The 18,665-nt window shown below is 40.5% G+C and carries 18 protein-coding genes; 13 read left to right on the top strand and 5 right to left on the bottom strand.

The window, feature by feature from the left end; genetic code table 11:
- The first annotated feature begins 248 nt into the window (after nt 1-248).
- The 3 genes from miaA (at nt 249) to FD725_RS22630 (ending at nt 2,430) form a co-directional block, all read left to right on the top strand.
- Nucleotides 249-1,169, top strand: coding sequence for a tRNA (adenosine(37)-N6)-dimethylallyltransferase MiaA (gene miaA / locus FD725_RS22640; protein ID WP_179050233.1), 921 nt, complete (start codon nt 249-251; stop codon nt 1,167-1,169).
- Between the two features lie 18 nt (nt 1,170-1,187).
- On the top strand, nt 1,188-1,910 hold the full coding sequence (locus FD725_RS22635) for a GDSL-type esterase/lipase family protein (protein ID WP_256871712.1): 723 nt from the start codon (nt 1,188-1,190) through the stop codon (nt 1,908-1,910).
- A gap of 97 nt (nt 1,911-2,007) precedes the next feature.
- On the top strand, nt 2,008-2,430 hold the full coding sequence (locus tag FD725_RS22630; protein ID WP_179050231.1) for a hypothetical protein: 423 nt from the start codon (nt 2,008-2,010) through the stop codon (nt 2,428-2,430).
- Nucleotides 2,431-2,517: 87 nt separating this feature from the next.
- Here the strand turns inward: FD725_RS22630 and FD725_RS22625 are convergent, their stop codons facing one another.
- A complete protein-coding gene (locus FD725_RS22625; RefSeq protein ID WP_179050230.1) occupies nt 2,518-4,464 on the bottom strand; it encodes an APC family permease in 1,947 nt (648 codons plus the stop codon).
- A 420-nt stretch (nt 4,465-4,884) separates the two neighbouring features.
- On the opposite strand from FD725_RS22625, the gene FD725_RS22620 reads away from it, so the two are divergent.
- From FD725_RS22620 to FD725_RS22575, 10 genes are all read left to right on the top strand, one after another.
- Nucleotides 4,885-7,188, top strand: a complete 2,304-nt coding sequence (locus tag FD725_RS22620; RefSeq protein WP_179050229.1) for an ATP-binding protein — start codon at nt 4,885-4,887, stop codon at nt 7,186-7,188.
- Nucleotides 7,136-7,582 (top strand): response regulator, encoded by a 447-nt coding sequence (locus tag FD725_RS22615; protein WP_179050228.1) that lies wholly within the window; start codon nt 7,136-7,138, stop codon nt 7,580-7,582. The genes FD725_RS22620 and FD725_RS22615 overlap by 53 nt, the downstream gene beginning before the upstream one ends.
- Nucleotides 7,583-7,927: 345 nt before the next feature.
- Entirely contained in the window at nt 7,928-9,082 is a 1,155-nt protein-coding gene (locus tag FD725_RS22610; protein ID WP_179050227.1) for a hybrid sensor histidine kinase/response regulator, read from the top strand.
- A gap of 272 nt (nt 9,083-9,354) precedes the next feature.
- Nucleotides 9,355-9,873 (top strand): pentapeptide repeat-containing protein, encoded by a 519-nt coding sequence (locus FD725_RS22605; RefSeq protein WP_179050226.1) that lies wholly within the window; start codon nt 9,355-9,357, stop codon nt 9,871-9,873.
- A gap of 228 nt (nt 9,874-10,101) precedes the next feature.
- Nucleotides 10,102-10,839: a phycocyanobilin:ferredoxin oxidoreductase gene (locus tag FD725_RS22600; RefSeq protein ID WP_179050225.1), complete on the top strand. Its 738-nt coding sequence runs from the start codon at nt 10,102-10,104 to the stop codon at nt 10,837-10,839.
- Between the two features lie 279 nt (nt 10,840-11,118).
- On the top strand, nt 11,119-11,424 hold the full coding sequence (locus FD725_RS22595) for a hypothetical protein (RefSeq protein WP_179050224.1): 306 nt from the start codon (nt 11,119-11,121) through the stop codon (nt 11,422-11,424).
- Between the two features lie 57 nt (nt 11,425-11,481).
- Nucleotides 11,482-11,865 (top strand): type II toxin-antitoxin system VapC family toxin, encoded by a 384-nt coding sequence (locus FD725_RS22590; protein WP_372726689.1) that lies wholly within the window; start codon nt 11,482-11,484, stop codon nt 11,863-11,865.
- 698 nt (nt 11,866-12,563) lie between these two features.
- The gene (locus tag FD725_RS22585) at nt 12,564-13,988 is read left to right on the top strand and encodes an HlyD family efflux transporter periplasmic adaptor subunit (protein ID WP_179050222.1); all 1,425 of its coding nucleotides are present in this window, start codon (nt 12,564-12,566) and stop codon (nt 13,986-13,988) included.
- A 42-nt stretch (nt 13,989-14,030) separates the two neighbouring features.
- Nucleotides 14,031-15,188, top strand: a complete 1,158-nt coding sequence (gene devC, locus FD725_RS22580) for an ABC transporter permease DevC (RefSeq protein WP_179050221.1) — start codon at nt 14,031-14,033, stop codon at nt 15,186-15,188.
- A 349-nt stretch (nt 15,189-15,537) separates the two neighbouring features.
- On the top strand, nt 15,538-16,272 hold the full coding sequence (locus FD725_RS22575) for a DevA family ABC transporter ATP-binding protein (protein ID WP_179050220.1): 735 nt from the start codon (nt 15,538-15,540) through the stop codon (nt 16,270-16,272).
- A 49-nt stretch (nt 16,273-16,321) separates the two neighbouring features.
- Here FD725_RS22575 and FD725_RS22570 read toward each other — a convergent pair whose 3' ends face one another.
- The 4 genes from FD725_RS22570 to rnc form a co-directional block, all read right to left on the bottom strand.
- Nucleotides 16,322-17,122 carry a hypothetical protein gene (locus FD725_RS22570; protein ID WP_179050219.1) on the bottom strand — a complete coding sequence of 267 codons (801 nt, stop codon included), beginning with the start codon at nt 17,120-17,122 and terminating at the stop codon, nt 16,322-16,324.
- A 167-nt stretch (nt 17,123-17,289) separates the two neighbouring features.
- Nucleotides 17,290-17,586: a type II toxin-antitoxin system RelE/ParE family toxin gene (locus tag FD725_RS22565; RefSeq protein WP_179050218.1), complete on the bottom strand. Its 297-nt coding sequence runs from the start codon at nt 17,584-17,586 to the stop codon at nt 17,290-17,292.
- Entirely contained in the window at nt 17,583-17,861 is a 279-nt protein-coding gene (locus tag FD725_RS22560) for a hypothetical protein (RefSeq protein ID WP_256871711.1), read from the bottom strand. The genes FD725_RS22565 and FD725_RS22560 overlap by 4 nt, the downstream gene beginning before the upstream one ends.
- A gap of 33 nt (nt 17,862-17,894) precedes the next feature.
- On the bottom strand, nt 17,895-18,572 hold the full coding sequence (rnc, locus tag FD725_RS22555; protein ID WP_179050217.1) for a ribonuclease III: 678 nt from the start codon (nt 18,570-18,572) through the stop codon (nt 17,895-17,897).
- Between the last annotated feature and the right edge of the window lie 93 nt (nt 18,573-18,665).

Below are 18,665 nucleotides of genomic sequence, written 5' to 3'. Positions count from 1 at the left end.
ACAGATTTATAACATACTCTACAAATTTTGAGTAGGAGAGACTAATATCTGGTAGCGTCTAGTCTAAGAACACGGGTCTATCAATAAATTTGCCTACTCGCATTTTTCCTATGAGACTTCAGTTAAACCCAAAAAATAGCAAAATGCCTCAAGATTATAGCACAAAAGCGTTAACACATATGAGGGGAGTGGGGGAGTGCTGAGTAATGAGTGCTAACTATTGACTATTGACTATTGACTATTGACCAATGACTCAATTAATCGTAATCTGTGGTGCTACGGCGACAGGGAAATCTGGTTTAGCTTTGAACTTGGCTATGGGGTTAGGTTCGGCAATTTTGAGTGCTGATTCTCGTCAGGTTTACCGCGAGTTTAATATTGGTACAGCTAAACCAAACTGGACTGAACAAAAATTAGTCCCACATTATCTCATAGATATCTGCGAGCCGACAGAAACAATGACGGTTGCTGACTATCAAGAACAAGCACAAAGTTTAATTAACTCTCTGGCTGTTTCTCCTCTGTTCTTAGTTGGTGGTACTGGTTTATACATACGTTCGATTGTGCAAGGGATGAAGATTCCTAGAGTTGCACCGGATCAAGAATTGCGATCGCAACTCGAAACTTTCGGTCAAAAAACGCTTTACGGGATGCTGCAACAAGTCGATCCCGTAGCTGCACAGAAAATTCATCCTCATGATCCTGTGCGGACTTTACGAGCATTAGAAGTATTTTATATAACTGGAAATCCTATTTCAGAACAGCAAGGAGAAAATCCTCCAGATTATCCAATTTTGCAGATTGGGTTAGATTGCGATATGGAAAAATTGGCACAGCGTATTGGCGATCGCACTCAGCAAATGATCCAAGATGGTTTAGTGGCTGAAGTTGAATATCTGTGTCAAAAATATGGAGACGACTTGCCTTTGTTAAATACTTTGGGGTATCAAGAAATTAAGCAATATTTAGCTGGTGATATTTCTTTAGCAGCAGCGCAAGAATTAACTATTTTACATACAAGACAATTCGCCAAGCGTCAACGTACTTGGTTTAGAGCATATCCACAAATTGAGTGGTTTGATGCAGATGATGCTAATTTATCAGAGAAAGTTGAGCAGCGTGTACAACAATTTATGAAGTTTGGTAATGCAAATAATATGACTCAATAGTTTTTTATGAAAATCAAAATGTCTTTATTGTTAAATGCTTCAATTTTATTGAATATTATATTTTTATTTTTAATGATTTTCTTTATTCATAAAAAAGGAGGATTTATATATTTATCTCAAAAAATTAATAGTCTGTTCAATACAAAGACATCTGTTAGTTATTCAGTGTTCCATGAACACAAAGAAAGTCAATTTGCCATCTTAGCTTACTCCGAAAGGGATATCATATTTTTGGGAGACAGCATAACAGATGAAGGTGAGTGGGCAGAGTTATTTAATAATAGTAATATCAAAAATCGGGGAATTAGTGGTGATACAACAGAGGGCGTATTAAAGAGAATTGATAAATTGTTAGAAGCAAAACCACAAAAAATTTTCTTGATGATAGGTATCAATGATTTGATATTTGAGAATAAATCAACAGTAGATATCTTGAAAATATACAAAAGTATTTTGACGGAGTTTCATCATAAAACTCCCAAGACAAAAGTTTTTATCCAAAGCGTTTTACCCGTGAATAACCAAACTCATTTTCTCCAGGATAATAATAATATAATTAAACTCAATTTAGGACTAAAAGAGTTAGCACAAGAATTCCAATATGAATATATAGATATATTTTCTCATTTAGCAAATCATAATAATCAGTTAGATTCTCAATATACTTTAGATGGGTTACATTTAAATGGTCAAGGATACTTAGCCTGGAAGGAAGTTATTACCAGGTATGTAGAGAAATAATAACCAGTCGTAGCGTAACGCACTAAAATCTCTAGAAACAGTGCGCTAGTCTTGGCTTAATGCACTCCTACAAAATTGAAAATTATAAGGTAAGCTGATGCCAGATTTAGAACTACACAAATATCTTCCCAAACTTCCAGAAGCAGCACTGCAAGAATTTACAGAATGGTGTGTTGTAGAACAGTCTAGAGCCGCAGGGTTAGAATTTATCCCCGACAAAACTAAGTTAGAAAATCTCATACCAAATGAGTATATTTGGCAAATTATTGATCAATTTATGAAGGTAAAATCAGACCCAATTAAAGCTGGGTTAGTATCAGCTATGGCAGGACAGGAAGCTGATAGTCATGGGTTGGTAGGTTCGGCAATTATGGTTGATTTTGTCGCTCTTTATATTAAGTATTTAATCCCGGAAAATGGTCGCACACCAGAAGAGGCAAAAGCATTAATTACGGAAGCAGCCATTCAGCAGTATGAAAAGCTGTCCGAACTAGCTGATAAGTATAATGTCCAGTTTTAGCACTCAACTCTGTGTCTCTGTGATAAAAAAGAATTATTTAACCACAAAGGCACGGAGGCACAGAGAGAGTTAAATTTTCAATTGATATTATCCTCCCACATGAATACCTGGCCTTCTGTGTGGATTTTGTTCAGCACGGCGGAGTACTTCACGGGTGACTACAGCGATATCACCTTCGCCAAACAAAATGAAACGTAATAGGTATTGTATGGGGTTGCCTTCTACCCAGCCGAAATAGGCATGGGGAATTTTACCTGTTTGATCACGAATATACAGCAGTACTGCGGCAATGGCGTTGGGTACGGCTGCGCCTTCAGCTCGTAAGATGCGATAATTACCAACTTGCAAACCTTTGACTTTGATCACATCGGCAAAATCGGAAGCATCGGAAATCATTATTTCCAAAAAGATGACTGAATCTGTTGGTGGAATGTGATTGTCTTCCCGGACTTCTTTTTCTTTGAAAAAATACTCTTGTTCACCGCCATCACCTAATCTATTAGCGATGAGACGAATTGCACCTAGACTGGCTTCAGTAATGAATTGACGGGCATTTTCATCAACTTCGACTTGTTCTACTCGCAGTTCTGTGGAACGCCAAACCCGCGAAACTAGGGAAGTAAAAATAATTGCCCCGATGAAAAAGGCGGCAATTTTAATCCCTTCTGGCCTTTCAATGATGTTGACAATAGTTGTATAGATAAAGACAACTGTAATGCAACCAAAAACTACTTTACCTTTAGCAGAGCGCTGACGATGGGCAAAGAGAGTAACAGCAAATGCTGCCGAACTAATCAGCACCAACACACCTGTGGCGTAAGCACCACCTTGAGCTTCGACATTAGCTCTAAAGATAATTGTGACGACAAAAGCGATCGCTGTATAGACTAAAACTAAAGGTCTACTTGCCAATGCCCAGTTAGGAGCCATGCCGTAGCGTGGCAGGTAGCGTGGGACAATATTCAGTAGTCCTGCCATGGCCGATGCTCCGGCAAACCACAAAATCGAAATGGTACTTAGGTCATAGATTGTACCAAAGCCATTACCTAAGTATAAATGTGCCAGATACGCTAGGGCGCGTCCATTGGCTTTACCTCCAGAGGCAAATTCGGCGGCGGGAATCAGTAGGGTGGTGATAAAGCTGCTGGTGAGTAAGAAAAAACTCATAATCACCGCCGCCGTCGTCAGTAATTTGCGGGTATTGCGAATCCTGCCTCTGGGGTATTCTACAGTGTCGCTACTGCTACCTTCCACAAGAGGCATGACGGTGACACCTGTTTCAAAGCCAGATAATCCCAAGGCTAACCGGGGGAATAACAAAATAGCTATGCCGATAATGACGAAAACATTCGAGTGACGTGCAAAAAGTGCAGCTTGCCAGTTGGCGATCGCTGATGGATGAATGAGAATTTGTTGTAGCCCAACACCGATTACAATCAGGTTTAACAGCAGATAAGCACCCACCAAAACTACGGCAATACCAATCGCTTCCCGAAAACCTCTTAAGAAAACTGCCCCCAGTAGCGCTACTAGCACAATGGTGATGGGGATGGTCTGATTGTGGAGTAGACTGGGCGTTAAAGGATTTTCGATAATATGGGCTGTGGCATCGGCAGCTGAGAGGGTGATGGTAATAATAAAATCAGTTGCCACAAAGCCAAGTAAACACAACACTAGTAATTTGCCTTGCCACCAAGATAGTAAATGCTCCAGCATGGCAATAGAACCTTCACCGTGAGGACTTTTGGCAGCAATGCGGCGATAGATGGGCAATGCGCCAAAAAGTGTGAGTAGCACCAAAATGAAGGTAGCGATAGGAGAAAGAGCGCCGGCTGCTAGTGCGGCAATCCCAGGTTGATAACCAAGGGTAGAAAAATAATCCACACCAGTCAAGCACATGACTTGCCACCAAGAATGCTGACGATGGGCTTCTTCCTTGCGATAGGGGCCTTCTTTCTCTTTTCTGTTTTCTTGCAGCAACCAGTGCATGAACCGTTTGCTGAGTCGTTTTGTCGAAATAATTGGTTTAGCCATCAAACACAGTTTTGTTGCAAAAATCGCTGGGGTAATTTCTTCCGGCCTTCATATAATAATCCGGTTTGATTTTTGCCAAAAATTTAGATATTCAAACCAAATTACTAAAAAGATTTCTGACTCACTCCCCCAACCCTATACCCATCTCATACAAGTAAGTACAAAAATCACAACATTTCACTATATCTTTTGTTAAATTGTAATTTTTTACTTGCTTTACATAGCGACATATACGCGGTGTATTCAATCACATATTTTTTATATTTCTTATCTCTATGTATGTTTGCTGGCTGTTACACTGTAAAGCGCAAGCAGTGTATGTAATTTGTCATTTACGTAAGGTAAGTAACTAACCCTAGAAATCCCCAAAAATATATCTAAGCTAACTTTGATAATACTAAAGAATGAGTGAGGATAGTTATGAAAATTGATGTAGCATCACCCAACATTAATGTAATTAGTTTAAAAGAAGCACCAATTCATCTTTCCAGTCAGGTGCAACCCCACGGAGTACTATTGGTTTTAGAAGAACCTGAGCTAAAAATATTACAAGTTAGCAATAATACTTGGGATGTTTTTGAGATTAATGCAGAAAATATCTTACAGAAAAAGTTAGAAGACTTACTAGATTCTTTTCAAATTGAGAGAATTAAAGCAGGTTTATCATCAGGAAATTTAGAATTTATCAATCCTACTAAACTTTGGGTGCGGAAACAGGGTGATGATTACGTAGTATTTGATGCGGTTTTCCACCGGAATCCAGAAGGATTCTTGATTTTAGAATTAGAACCGGCAATTACTCAAGAAAATATCCCCTTTTTAAGCTTTTATCATCTGGCAAAAGCTTCCATTAGTCAGTTACAAGCATCAGCCAATTTACGAGATTTTTGCCAAGTAATTGTTCAGGAAGTGCGGAAAGTTACTGGTTTTGACCGAGTGATGTTATATAAATTTGATGACGATGGACATGGTTCAGTCATCGCTGAAGAAAAACTGGATAACTTAGAACCATATTTAGGACTGCACTATCCAGAATCAGACATCCCCAAACCAGCGAGAAAATTATTTACTTCTAATGCCATCCGGATTATTCCCAATGCTCATGCCCAAGCTGTCCAGATGTTACCAGCATATAATCCGATCAGCGATCGCCCCATCGATTTAACTAACTCAATTCTCAGAAGTGCTGCCCCCTGTCATTTAGAATACTTACACAACATGGGGGTGGGCGCGTCTTTGACCATTTCTTTAATCAAAGACCAAAAACTCTGGGGATTAATCGCTTGTCACCATCAATCACCAAAATTAGTTTCCTATGAATTACGCAAAGCCTGCGAATTTTTAGGAAGAGTCATATTTGCGGAAATTTCTGCCAGAGAAGAAACAGAAGATTACGACTATCGGATGAATTTGACACATATTCAATCACTTTTGGTTGAGTATATGTCACAGGAAGAAAACTTTATTGATGGTTTAGTTAAACATCAGCCAAACTTGTTAGATTTAACTAGCGCTCAAGGGGCAGCTGTCTGTTTTGGCGACAACTTTACCTTAATTGGGGAAACTCCCAAAGAAGAAGATTTGGTTTTCTTGGTGCAGTGGTTAAAAAATAACGTCGAGGAAGAAGTCTTCTATACTGATTCTCTAGCTCAACTTTATCCAGATGCCGAAAGATATAAGAACGTTGCTAGTGGATTGTTGGCAATTCCCATTTCTCGCCGTAATTATGTGCTGTGGTTCCGTCCAGAAGTAATTCAAACTGTTAACTGGGGTGGTGATCCTCATAAAGCATTTGAGGTTAACCAGTCAGAAGGGAATGTACGCTTGTGTCCCCGTAAATCTTTTGAATTGTGGAAAGAGACAGTACGCCTCACCTCTCTATCTTGGCGATATGTAGAAATTAGAGCTGCATTAGAATTGCGCAAAGCCATTGTGAATATTGTCTTGCGTCAAGCAGATGAATTAGCACAATTAGCGCAAGATTTAGAACGTTCTAACGCTGAATTGAAAAAGTTTGCTTACGTAGCTTCCCATGATTTACAAGAACCTCTAAATCAAGTAGCAAATTACGTCCAGTTGTTAGAAATGCGCTATCAAAATGAGCTAGACGAAGATGCTAACGAATTTATCACCTATGCTGTTGAAGGTGTCAGCCTGATGCAGACCCTCATTGATGACGTTTTAGCATACTCTAAAGTAGATACTCAAGCGATCGCTTTTCAACTCACAGAAGTAGAAACAGCCTTAGAAAAAGCCCTGAGCAACCTACGTCAAAAAATTGCCGAAACAGGCGCAACAGTTACCCATGACCCCTTACCGACGGTGATGGCTGGCAGTACTCAACTCATGCAGCTATTCCAGAACCTGATTGCCAACGCGATTAAGTTCCGGAGTGAACAACCACCCCAGATTCATGTTGGTGCAGAAAGACTAGAAGATGAGTGGTTATTCTCAGTCCAAGATAATGGTATCGGCATTGACCCACAATTTAGCGATCGCATTTTCGTCATCTTCCAACGCCTGCACACACGAGACGAGTACGCTGGTACAGGTATGGGGTTAGCCATCTGTAAAAAAATTATCGAGTGCCACCGGGGGCGAATCTGGGTAGAATCCCAACTCGGTCAAGGTGCAACCTTCTACTTTACAATCCCAGTTGGAGGACGTGAGCGTGAGCGTCGAAACGGCAGAAAAACACAAAACAATCTTTTTAGTGGAAGATAACAAAGCTGATATCCGCCTAATCCAAGAAGCATTTAAAAATAGCCTAATACCACATCAAGTGGTTACAGTTAGGGATGGTATGGACGCGATGGCCTATCTTCGCCAAGAAGGTGAATATACCCATGCTCTGCGTCCAGACTTAATCTTATTGGATTTAAACTTGCCCAGAAAAGATGGTCGAGAAGTCTTAGCGGAAATAAAAGCCGATCCCACACTCAAACGCATTCCGGTAGTTGTGCTGACTACCTCCCGCAACGAAGACGACATCTTCCACAGCTACAACTTGCACGTCAACTGCTACATCACCAAATCCCGCAACCTCACTCAGCTATTTCAAATAGTCAAAGGCATAGAGGAGTTTTGGTTATCCACCGTCACTTTGCCACCGGAGTGAGGGAATAGGCAATAGGGAATAGGCAATAGGGAATGGGGAATAGGGAATAGGGAATAGGCAATAGGCAATAGGCAATAGGCAATAGGGGCAATAGGCAATAGTCATTGGTCTTGTACTCACCACTTACTACTCCCTCACTCAGCACGGGCTAAACGCCCCGCTACCGCTAACAGCACACCCTTCGGGAACGCCAAGGGCGAACAGCACTCAGCACTCTCTCACTCTCTCACTCCCTCACTCCCTCACTCCCTCACTCCCTCACTCTTTACTCAGCACTTGGCACTCACCACTCTCTCACTCAGCACTCACAACTCACCACTTCCCAGGGGGTGAACTCAGAAGATTATGGCTGGAATCTCGTTGAAAATTTTATTAATTGAGGACAATCTAGCAGAAGCTAGGTTATTACAAGAATATTTGCGTCAAGCTGATTCCCATCAATTTATTCTGGTTCATGTGAAGCGACTCCAGGAAGCAGTTAACGAACTCAGTCATGGCAGCTATGATGTGATTTTGTTAGACCTGACCCTACCCGATAGTCAGGGGTTGTCATCTCTGCCTGTGTTGATCAGTCGCGCCCCTAGTGTACCAATTGTAGTGCTGACAAACACGAACGATGAAGATTTAGCGATCGCCGCAGTTCGACAAGGGGCGCAAGATTATCTAGTCAAGCGACAGGTAAATGTCCAAGTCTTAGTTCGCTCTGTATGTTATGCCATTGAGCGCAAGCAAGCTTTGGAAATGTTGCGTACCAGTAATCTACTTCTCGAACACCGAGTTGAAGAACGGACTGCTGAACTGGTGAAAGCACAAGAAATCAATCAGTTTAAATCTGAGTTTGTCTCAATGCTTTCTCATGACATCCGTAATCCTTTGAATACGATCCTCTTGGCAGCTGGGTTACTGCAAAACAACGAAGACAGATTAAGCACCGAGAAAAAACACTCTCACTTACAGATGATTCGTGCTGCCATCAAAAATATGGCACAGATGTTAGATGAAGTGTCATTCATCGGTAAAGCTGATGCTGGCAAGCTGCAATGTGAACTTATCGCCATCGATTTAGTAGCCTTTTGTCGCCAACTAGTCGAAGAAGCTCAATTAACTATAGGAGAAAAGCACTTAACCGTAGTTTTCACCCATACAGGCACAGCCAATGAGGTGTTACTAGATGAAACCCTCCTGCGACACATTCTAGGTAATTTGCTCGGCAATGCCATTAAGTATTCATTACCAGGTGGGAGAGTCAACTTTGAATTAACTGCTCAAGAAAATGCGGTGATGTTTAGGATTCAAGATTGGGGAATCGGTATTTCTCCAGAAGACCAAAAGCAAATATTTCAGCCTTTCCATCGCGGCGAAAATGTTGGTGGTATCGCCGGCACCGGTTTAGGACTGGCAATTGTCAAAAAATGTGTTGATGCCCACGGTGGCGAGATTATAGTTAACAGTGAAGCAGGGATGGGTACAACTTTTACTGTCATCTTACCGTTGCTGTAAAACTAGACAAATTAATACCCCCTGACAGTTTATCATGTTCCGGTCAGGGGGCTGATATAGGTGGTAGACTATAATTTGTTCTGTATAGTTGCTTACGAATCGATTCTAGATCCTAAAAGAATAATTGACCACTGTTATAAGCACAATTTATAGTATTTTCACAAGTTCTTCATTACCGCTTCATTCTCGTTATTTACTGAGAAAATCATCTAATAGCGTGTAAGAATAATATTGGGTAGAATTTGTCATCGATATTAATACTTAACAACAACATGAAACTCAATGTAATTGCTGCTTTGACTATTCTAGCTTCTTTCGGGTTGGCACAGCAAGCATTAGCCCTAAATCAAAGAGATGTAGAGCAATTGAAAGCCTCTGGTATTTGTCCTCGGTGCGATTTGAGTGGTGCTAATCTCTCACAACTGGATTTATCGAAGGTAAATCTGCGACAAGCCAACCTCAAAGGAGCAATTTTATCCCAAACGAATCTTACCGATGCAGACCTAACAGGCACTAACCTAGAATCAGCAAACCTAGAATCCGCAAACTTAACTCGTACTTCCTTATTAGGCGCAAATCTCAAATCAGCATCACTAGTCAACGCAGACCTATCTTACGCTGGTTTCATCGGCGCAAATTTACTAGCCGCCAACTTGAAAGGCGCTAAAATCAACTACACAAATTTTCGCGGGGCTAACTTCCAATTAACAACCCTAGATAACGGTAGCGTTACCTACGACAAACCCTACATTTGGTCATTGCAAGAAGGGCAAGAGCAGAAGAAGGAGTGAGGGAGAGACATCAATTCAAAATTCAAAATTCGTCTTGAAAAGTTTCCTACGGCGGGAAACCCGCCTTCAGAACTTTTCGCAAAATTCAAAAATAATGACTCTTGCCTATTGCCTAATGACTATTGCCTCTGACCATTGACCATTGACTATTGACTAATGTTGCACAACAGACCATAAACACCACGGCTGGCCTTAGACTGACATCTAGATTGCATTCTCGAATAGAATATGTCACTTACTTCCATGCCCTCATTGCGTGAGCAACAACATTCCCTGATTCGGCAACTAGCTGACTGTATTGAAGCAGTCTGGAATCAGCATTTGGATTTGTCGCCTTATCACTTGCCTGCTGAGTTGGGGTATGTGGAAGGGAGATTAGAGGGAGAGAAACTGACGATTGAGAACCGTTGCTATCAAGCACCCCAGTTTCGCAAGATGCACTTGGAACTGGCTAAGGTGGGAAATATGTTGGATATTTTGCATTGTGTGATGTTTCCCCGTCCAGAATATGACCTACCCATGTTTGGTTGTGATTTAGTTGGAGGTAGGGGTCAAATTAGTGCAGCGATCGCTGATTTATCTCCTGTACATTTAGATCGTACCTTGCCCGCATCCTATAATTCTGCCCTGACAACTCTGAAAACCCTGGAATTTTCCCAACCCAGAGAATTACCAGAATGGGGAAATATCTTCTCAGATTTCTGTATTTTCGTCCGTCCTAGTTCCCCAGAAGAAGAAACCCTATTTTTAGGACGTGTGCGGGAATTTTTAGAGATTCATTGTCAAAATGCGATCGCTGCTACTCCTGTTTCTCCTGAACAACAGCAACAAATTCTCGCCGGACAACACAATTACTGTACCAAACAGCAACAAAACGATAAAACCCGGCGTGTCCTAGAAAAAGCCTTCGGTGCAGATTGGGCAGAAAATTACATGACAACGGTGTTGTTTGATTTAGCTGCATAATTGGTAAGGTGACGAGAGGACAAGGAGATAATTTTTCACCTCATCACTCTGTCTCTCAACTTATCAATACTGTTGGCAAAAGTGTTACAACTAAAAGCTGCAATCACATATTAAAGATTTGGCTTAGGTAATACTGAAAAATTCAACAATGTATCACATTCGCCAGCAGTATCCGTTTCTAAAACTCAGCCTATCTGACTCATAAAATGCAAAATGTGTAGAGGAATCTCAGGAAACTGAGAATTAAGTGATTTATTTGAATTAGATGATGAATAGACTATGAACAGTCAACCAAAAACCAATCTGAATGAGTTAGAACAATCTAATAGCGAAGAGATTAAGACGATTACACTTCTGTTAGCGAAGATTTCTAACCGTAGTCCATCAGAAATCAAACCACATCTAGATACTATGCTTAAGCGGCTAGTACAATCTGAAAGGGAACGCTCCTTCTATGAAACTGCAACCCCTGCCGAGTGGTCAGCAGCATTTACTGAGTGGGTGGAAAGCCACCGAGGACTTAATCTCCCAATACTTTCAGATGAAGCCATTAGCCGGGAAAGTATTTATGGAGAAAGAGGTTAATTGCTGTACCTTGTAGATACTAATGTCCTATTGAGGAGTGTAGACCTTAGCCATCCCATGAACCCGGATGCAGCTAATGCTATTAGAAAGCTACGCAGTCGCGGCGAACAGTTGCATATCGTACCGCAAAACTTGATTGAATTTTGGTGCGTTTACACACGCCCAATTGAGCGAAATGGTTTAGGACGTAGTGTAACAGAAGCACAAGCAGAAGTGAAACGTTTAAAAGAGTTGTTTCCATTGTTGCTAGATACTGAGGCAATTTACCAGGAATGGGAAAGGCTGGTTATTGCTTATGGAATTAGAGGAATAAATGTACACGATGCACGACTGGTTGCAGCAATGCTTGTGCATGGCTTAACTCATATCCTGACATTTAACGTTAGTGATTTCGCCCGTTACTCGGAAATTACTGCCGTTAATCCCAAATTTGAGAATTAATTAATGCTAATACTAATCCCATATTAAATAATACATTACAAAAATCAAATTTTCCCTCCTCCTTATTTCTCAACTTACTTGTCTGTACTCTCTGTTACGTTTTTAAAAAATCTAGAAATATAGAATTAAATTGACTAGAGTTTTAGTGGGGTCAAATTAGCATCAATTGATAGTGAATAACTTAGTACAGAGAGTAAAAATCACTTATTTTTTTCATGGTTTAACATGATACTTAATGATAAATTAGATCCCCAACTTCTTGAAGAAGTCGGGGATCTGCGTCAACATTAGGGTTAGTAAAATGTTAACCTAACGAACTAAATTCAACATCCTAACTTAGGTAGGATAAAATTGTTGACATAACCTGTTCAAAAAACAAATAAAGTTGTGTAGATTGCAGAAAATCTGGGTGCACTTTGGCAAAATGAAATCTATCTGCATAATTCAGACTTGTTGATGCAGCATCTTATGTATTGAAAACTGCAATTTTGATCAATACCAAGTTGCGATTAACAATAGTGTCTGAGTTATGGAAGCTCATCACTTGAAAATTTGCATCTAACCCGCATAGCCTCATCCTTTAAGAAAGCTGTGTAGTCAAATATTTATCAGGTAGACGCGAGAAATCACGTCTTTACAGTTATTGGTATAACTTGCTTTTTTATCTTCGTTAGCAAAATTTAAACGGACAAAAAACCATGTCAAGGGTGACTGAAACACCGAGATCAAGAGAACAACAACTTGATCTAGAACAACCTAAGATTTGGTGGGGTCTTGCTGTAGCCCTACCAGTAGCAGTTGCTGCGGGATTACTCGCTACAGCTAAATTTGAGCAGCTAAGAAAGTTAGGCCCTTCTGTACCAGTGAAACCAGTTGCGAATACGATTAGTGCCGTAGGACGTTTGGAACCTCAAGGAGAAGTGATTAAACTTTCGGCTCCGGTGGGGGGAGTGCAATCAGCGTCACGAGTGAAACAACTTTTTGTCAAGGAAGGGGAACGTGTCAGGAATGGTCAAATTATTGCCATTCTGGATAACCATGACACTCAATTAGCAGCTGTGGAAGAAGCAAAAGCCAAACTGCTAGAATCTCGTGCGAATTTAGCGCAAGTCAGAGTCGGTTCACCTAGAGATATTCAAGCTCAAACAGCCGTGATTGCTCGGTTGCAAGCTCAGTTAATCGGGGAACGCGAGGGACAGCAAGCAGGCATTGCTCGTATTGCGGCGCAATTGAGTGCAGAAAAAATCGCTCAACAAGCAACGGTGAACCGTCTAGAGGCTGAACTCATTGGGCAACAAGATAGTTTAAGAGCCACCTTGAACCGCATCCGCGCCGAGCAACGTAATGCCCAAGTCGATGCTGGACGCTATGACTTTTTGTACCGAGAAGGAGCAATTTCTCAGCAAGAACGGGACAGAAGGCGATTGAGTGCGGTGACTGCGAATCAGCAGGTAATCGAGAGCCAAGCGGCTTTAAGACAAGCCCTAGCCACCCTGCGACAACAAGTAGCTGAGGCTAGAGCAAATCAAATTAAAACTTTATCGAGTTTGCAACAACAGCTGATTGAAGCTAGAGTCAACCGCGACAAAACCGTCAACACGTTACAAAGACAAATTGACGAAGAAAAAGCCCGACTCAAGAGACTGGTGGAAGTTAGTCCGACTGATGTGCAGATAGCTCAGGCTCAAGTCAGTAATGCGATCGCTAATGTCAGACAAGCTGAAGCACAATTAAAATTAAGCTATGTGCAAGCACCCTCAGCCGGAGAGATTTTAAAAATTTATACCAAGTCAGGGGAAGCCATCAGCTCAAATGGGATTGCGGAAATGGGACAAACCGACCAAATGATTGTGATTGCGGAAGTTCCCGAAGATAGCATTGGGCGAGTGCGGATAGGTCAAAATGTGACTGTTGGTAGCGATAACGGAGCCTTTAGCGGCGACTTAAGAGGAACAGTCAGCGAAATTGGTAGAAAAATTGGCAAAAAAGATGTGTTAAACACAGATCCAGCCGCCGATATTGATGCCAGAGTTGTAGAAGTGAAAATTACTTTAACACCAGAAGATAGTCAAAGAGTTTCTGGTTTAACCTACGCCAAAGTAGTAGTTGAAATTAATAATTGATTCGCCAACAACTACTAATTTATGAATTAACAACTCACTAAAATGAATCTTAAAAAAATACCTCTGTCTTGGCTACAACTGACACGAGAAAAAACTCGCCTAGCTGTGGCTCTTGCCGGGATTGCCTTTGCTGATATCCTCATGTTTATGCAGCTTGGTTTCCGTGATGCTCTTTATTTTAGTAATGTCAGATTACACACCAGTTTGCAAGGAGATATTGTTTTAATTAATAAACAATCTAATGCTGTACTGGCGATGAAAAGCTTTTCTCAACGGCGGTTGTATAAAGCTTTGGAATTATCATCAGTACAATCTGTACACCCAATATATTTAGATTATACCAGTTGGAAAAATCCTGATACTGGTAAAACTCGGAGTATCTTAGTTTTTGGGATTAATCCAGAAACTAGTATATTTGATTTACAAGGATTGTCCGAAAATATAGAGAAACTGAAACTCCCTGATACTGTTTTATTTGACCGTTCTTCAAGACAAGAATATGGCACGATCGCAGCAGATTTTGATCAAGGGAAAAATATCACAGCAGAAGTCCGCCGGAGACGCATCAAAGTTGTCGGTTTGTTTACTTTAGGCGCATCTTTTGGCGCAGATGGTAATTTAATTACTAGTGATGTTAACTTCCTCAGGCTATTTTCTACCAGACAAGGAGGATTAATTGATATTGGTTTGATTAGATTAAAACCAGGATATAACGCCAATACTGTTGCTCAAGAATTGCGGAGTTATTTACCGCAAGATGTGAATGTTTTAACGAAACAAGAATTTATTGATTTTGAACGCCATTACTGGGCAAGTAGTACGGCGATCGGCTTTATTTTTACCTTAGGAACAATCATGGGTTTTATCGTCGGGACTGTAATTGTTTATCAAATTCTCTATACTGAAGTTGCTGACCATTTATCAGAATACGCTACTTTAAAAGCCATCGGTTATACACATAAATATTTATTGACAGTAATTTTACAAGAGGCATTATTATTAGCTTGTTTGGGTTATATGCCTGGATGGGTTTTTGCTATGTTTATGTATCAAACTGCTAGACAAGCTACATTGCTCCCAGTTTTTATGAGCTATGATCGCGCTATCTCAGTTCTAATTCTGACGATAATTATGTGTATTGTTTCCGGCACGATCGCTGTACGTAAATTGCGCTCTGCTGACCCAGCAGATATTTTCTAAAACATGAATCTAAATTTGTTTATCAATACTTTTGAACAATGAATTTCATTATTTTGAAATAGTAAAACCCATTTTTCAAACACTAGATTTTCAACACATAAATAAGTAAGTTGGGACAATAAAACAACAATATCCAAAGAAAAATAAACTAGACTAAAATCCTCATCCCTATTACCTATTACCTATTGCCTATTGCCTATTGCCTATTGCCTATTGCCTATTGCCTATTGCCTATTGCCTATTGCCTATTGCCTATTGCCTATTGCCTATTGCCTATTCCCTATTGCCTTTCTCCAACTACCATTATTCACACCAACTTACTTATTTATCTCTAACACCCCAATTGATTATGAGACAAGAACCTGTAATTGCCATTAGCAACCTTAACCATTACTATGGCAAAGGCGCACTCAGAAGACAAATTTTATTTGATATTAACCTAGAAATTTATCCTGGCGAAATTGTGATTATGACTGGGCCTTCAGGTTCAGGAAAAACTACATTACTCAGTTTGATTGGGGGTTTACGTTCAGTACAAGAGGGAAGTTTGCAATTTTTAGGTGTTGAGCTATCAGGCGCGAGTCAAAGTAAACTAGTACAAATTCGCCGCAGTATTGGCTATATTTTTCAGGCTCACAACTTGCTAGGATTCTTAACAGCACGGCAAAATGTCCAGATGGCAGTAGAATTAAATGATCATGTTTCCCAACAAGAAGCGATCGCCAAATCACAAGCCATGCTACAAGCGGTAGGTTTAGAAAACCGCGTCGATTACTACCCTGATAACCTTTCTGGGGGACAAAAACAAAGAATAGCGATCGCTCGCGCCCTAGTCAACAACCCCTCACTAGTACTAGCCGACGAACCAACCGCAGCTTTGGACAAACAATCAGGACGCGATGTGGTAGAAATTATGCAGCGTCTCGCCAAAGACCAAGGCACTGCTATCTTGTTAGTTACCCATGACAACCGTATCCTAGACATAGCCGATCGCATCGTCGAAATGGAAGATGGGCTTTTAGCGCGTGATTCTCAAAGTGCAGTTATCAGCTACGATGCAGGCGCTTGGAGCGAGAAACCATAACTTTTGGGTAATGGGTAATGGGTAATTCAGAAAGTCTTCAATTTTAAATTTACTTAATTCCAGATTGCTTTTGTGATGCTGGGACATTGGCTTGACGACTGGTACGGAAAGTGACATTTACCCCATCATTGGATTGTTCTAACACTAGCAAGGGAGTAGGTTTAGCCTTTTGATCCCAGTGCATATGAGCAATTCGTCCTTGAATAGTTGGTTGCCAAGTATCCTCATCATCTAATGGGCTAAGATAGGTTTCAATACAGTCAATAATTTGGCTAATGGTAGTTGAAGTTGCCTGTGTAGGTAACTTCATCAACTTAATTTGAATCCGAAATAAGACTCGTTTAGCATTATTTGGTGGATTACCAGTTTCGTACTCAACATCAAAAATCTCGTCTACCTGTCGCCCAGCACTATTAGCGATACCCACCGATCCTTGCTGCGCTTGATTGGGACGTAAAGCTTGGGAAATTTTATCTTTGATTCTAATTTTAACTTGATTGAGAATCGCAAAGTGAAATACTTCCTCAGACATCCGCATCCGCAGATAATCTAGGTTAAAGTCCCGCGAGTTTACCAAGTCGGGATTAGTCTCCATTTTGCGAATTGTTTCCAGCGCTAGTTTAAACTTCTTCTCCAGTTCTCTACCGCGAAATTTTTCAAACTTCAGTTTCTTCTCCATCTTAGTCATCTGGAGCTTACCATAAACCAGTAAGGCAATTAGCGCTAAAAGTAAGCCTCCAGAAGTGGCAAGCAAGACAGGTGATATGGGAGGTTCTTTAGTTACTTCTTTCTCGATGACCTTTTTTGGTTTTGATGATGAAGATTGCGCCAGAATTATGGGAGTTAGCATAGGGGGCAAATAGAAAAATTTGACTACTTAGTGTTAGGATGCCCAAATTCTGACTTTTACCTTGCTGTGTGGCGAGTATTTTTTACAAAGCCTGTTCTCTGTGAGACTGGCTTTCCCTTGTAGATGGCTTATTTTCTCTACACTTTACACTCTTGCATCGATTTTCTTTATGTTTCATCAATCATAGATTCAATTTGTTGAGAACCATGAAGCACGGCAAGAATATCAATTTGATCAGACTTAATGTAATAAATAATGCGGTAAGAGCCTTCAATAACTTCTCTAATCTGCTTAGTTTCAAATTCTGGGACAATTCGACCCGAAAATGGAAATTGAGCGATTTGCTCAGAGCGTTGAGTTAATCGTTCAACAAGTCTTTCAGCATACTGAGGAGAATTTTGAGATATATAGGTATAAATCGAGGATAAATGATTAACGGCTGTTTCTGTCCAAAAAACTTTCAAGGTTGCAATCCAAACTTAGTCCTTACTGCTTCAACAGAAATGACTTTTCCCGCTTCACTATCACTTAATCCCGCTTCTATTGCTTGTCTTACATAGATTTCATACATTAAATCATCCCATGTTGAATTTTCCGGCAATTTGTCAATTAACCGTCTTGCTTCTTCCTTGATATTTTTGATTTCCATCAGATTCACTATAATCACATCTATCTGGTCATTATAGCGATTATTCTGTAGGCAAAAGGTGAGTGTGGAGGCAATACGGTTCGCTCGCAATGACTGTAAATATTTTTGCTCCGCACGTTAATACTATTCTTCTACTTTCAACCGAGCCAAAGCATCCTCAGCCGCAGCTTTTTCAGCCTCTTTTTTATTGCGTCCTTTACCTTCACCATATGCTGTTTCTCCCACAAAAACTTTAGCTTGAAACTCTGGTGCGTGAGACAAACCACCCGTTTGCACTGTCATATATTTGGGTGGAGTTGGCGCAATATGACGTTGTACCCACTCCTGAAACCGATTTTTTGAGTCTACATTTGAGCGCACCACCACAATTTGTTCTGGTACAGATGCAAACAAAGGTTCGACAATGGCTCGTACTGCTTCAATATCTGAATTATTATCCAAATAATAAGCACCAATCACCGCTTCAAAAGTACTACTGAGCAAATTAGGATTTTGATAGCCACCATCTCGAATAGCACCTTTACCTAACCGCATCCTAAAATCTAAACCTATCTCCAGCGCAAATTTTGCCAGTTGCTTCTCATCTACCAGCGCTGAACGTCGCCTCGTTAATTCATCTTCTCCCTTTTCTGGATGAGAGCGATAGAGATATTCACCACTTAAAAAATTCAACACCGCATCGCCAAGAAATTCTAGGCGTTCATTGTGTTCGCCTTCCTCTGGATTTTCATTCACATAAGAACGATGGGTAAGCGCCCGGCGTAACAATTTTTCATCACGGAATATTAGAAGTTTGTGCATTTTTGTAAGTTGCTTATTGCAGAAATTAACTGTTGGGAAGTAGAAAAATGCTATTACCTTTAAACATAAAAACACCGCAATAGCTACGGTGTT

Source organism: Nostoc sp. TCL26-01 (assembly GCF_013393945.1).
Classification (GTDB): Bacteria; Cyanobacteriota; Cyanobacteriia; order Cyanobacteriales; family Nostocaceae; genus Trichormus.
This window is presented reverse-complemented; position numbering and strand designations above follow the sequence as displayed.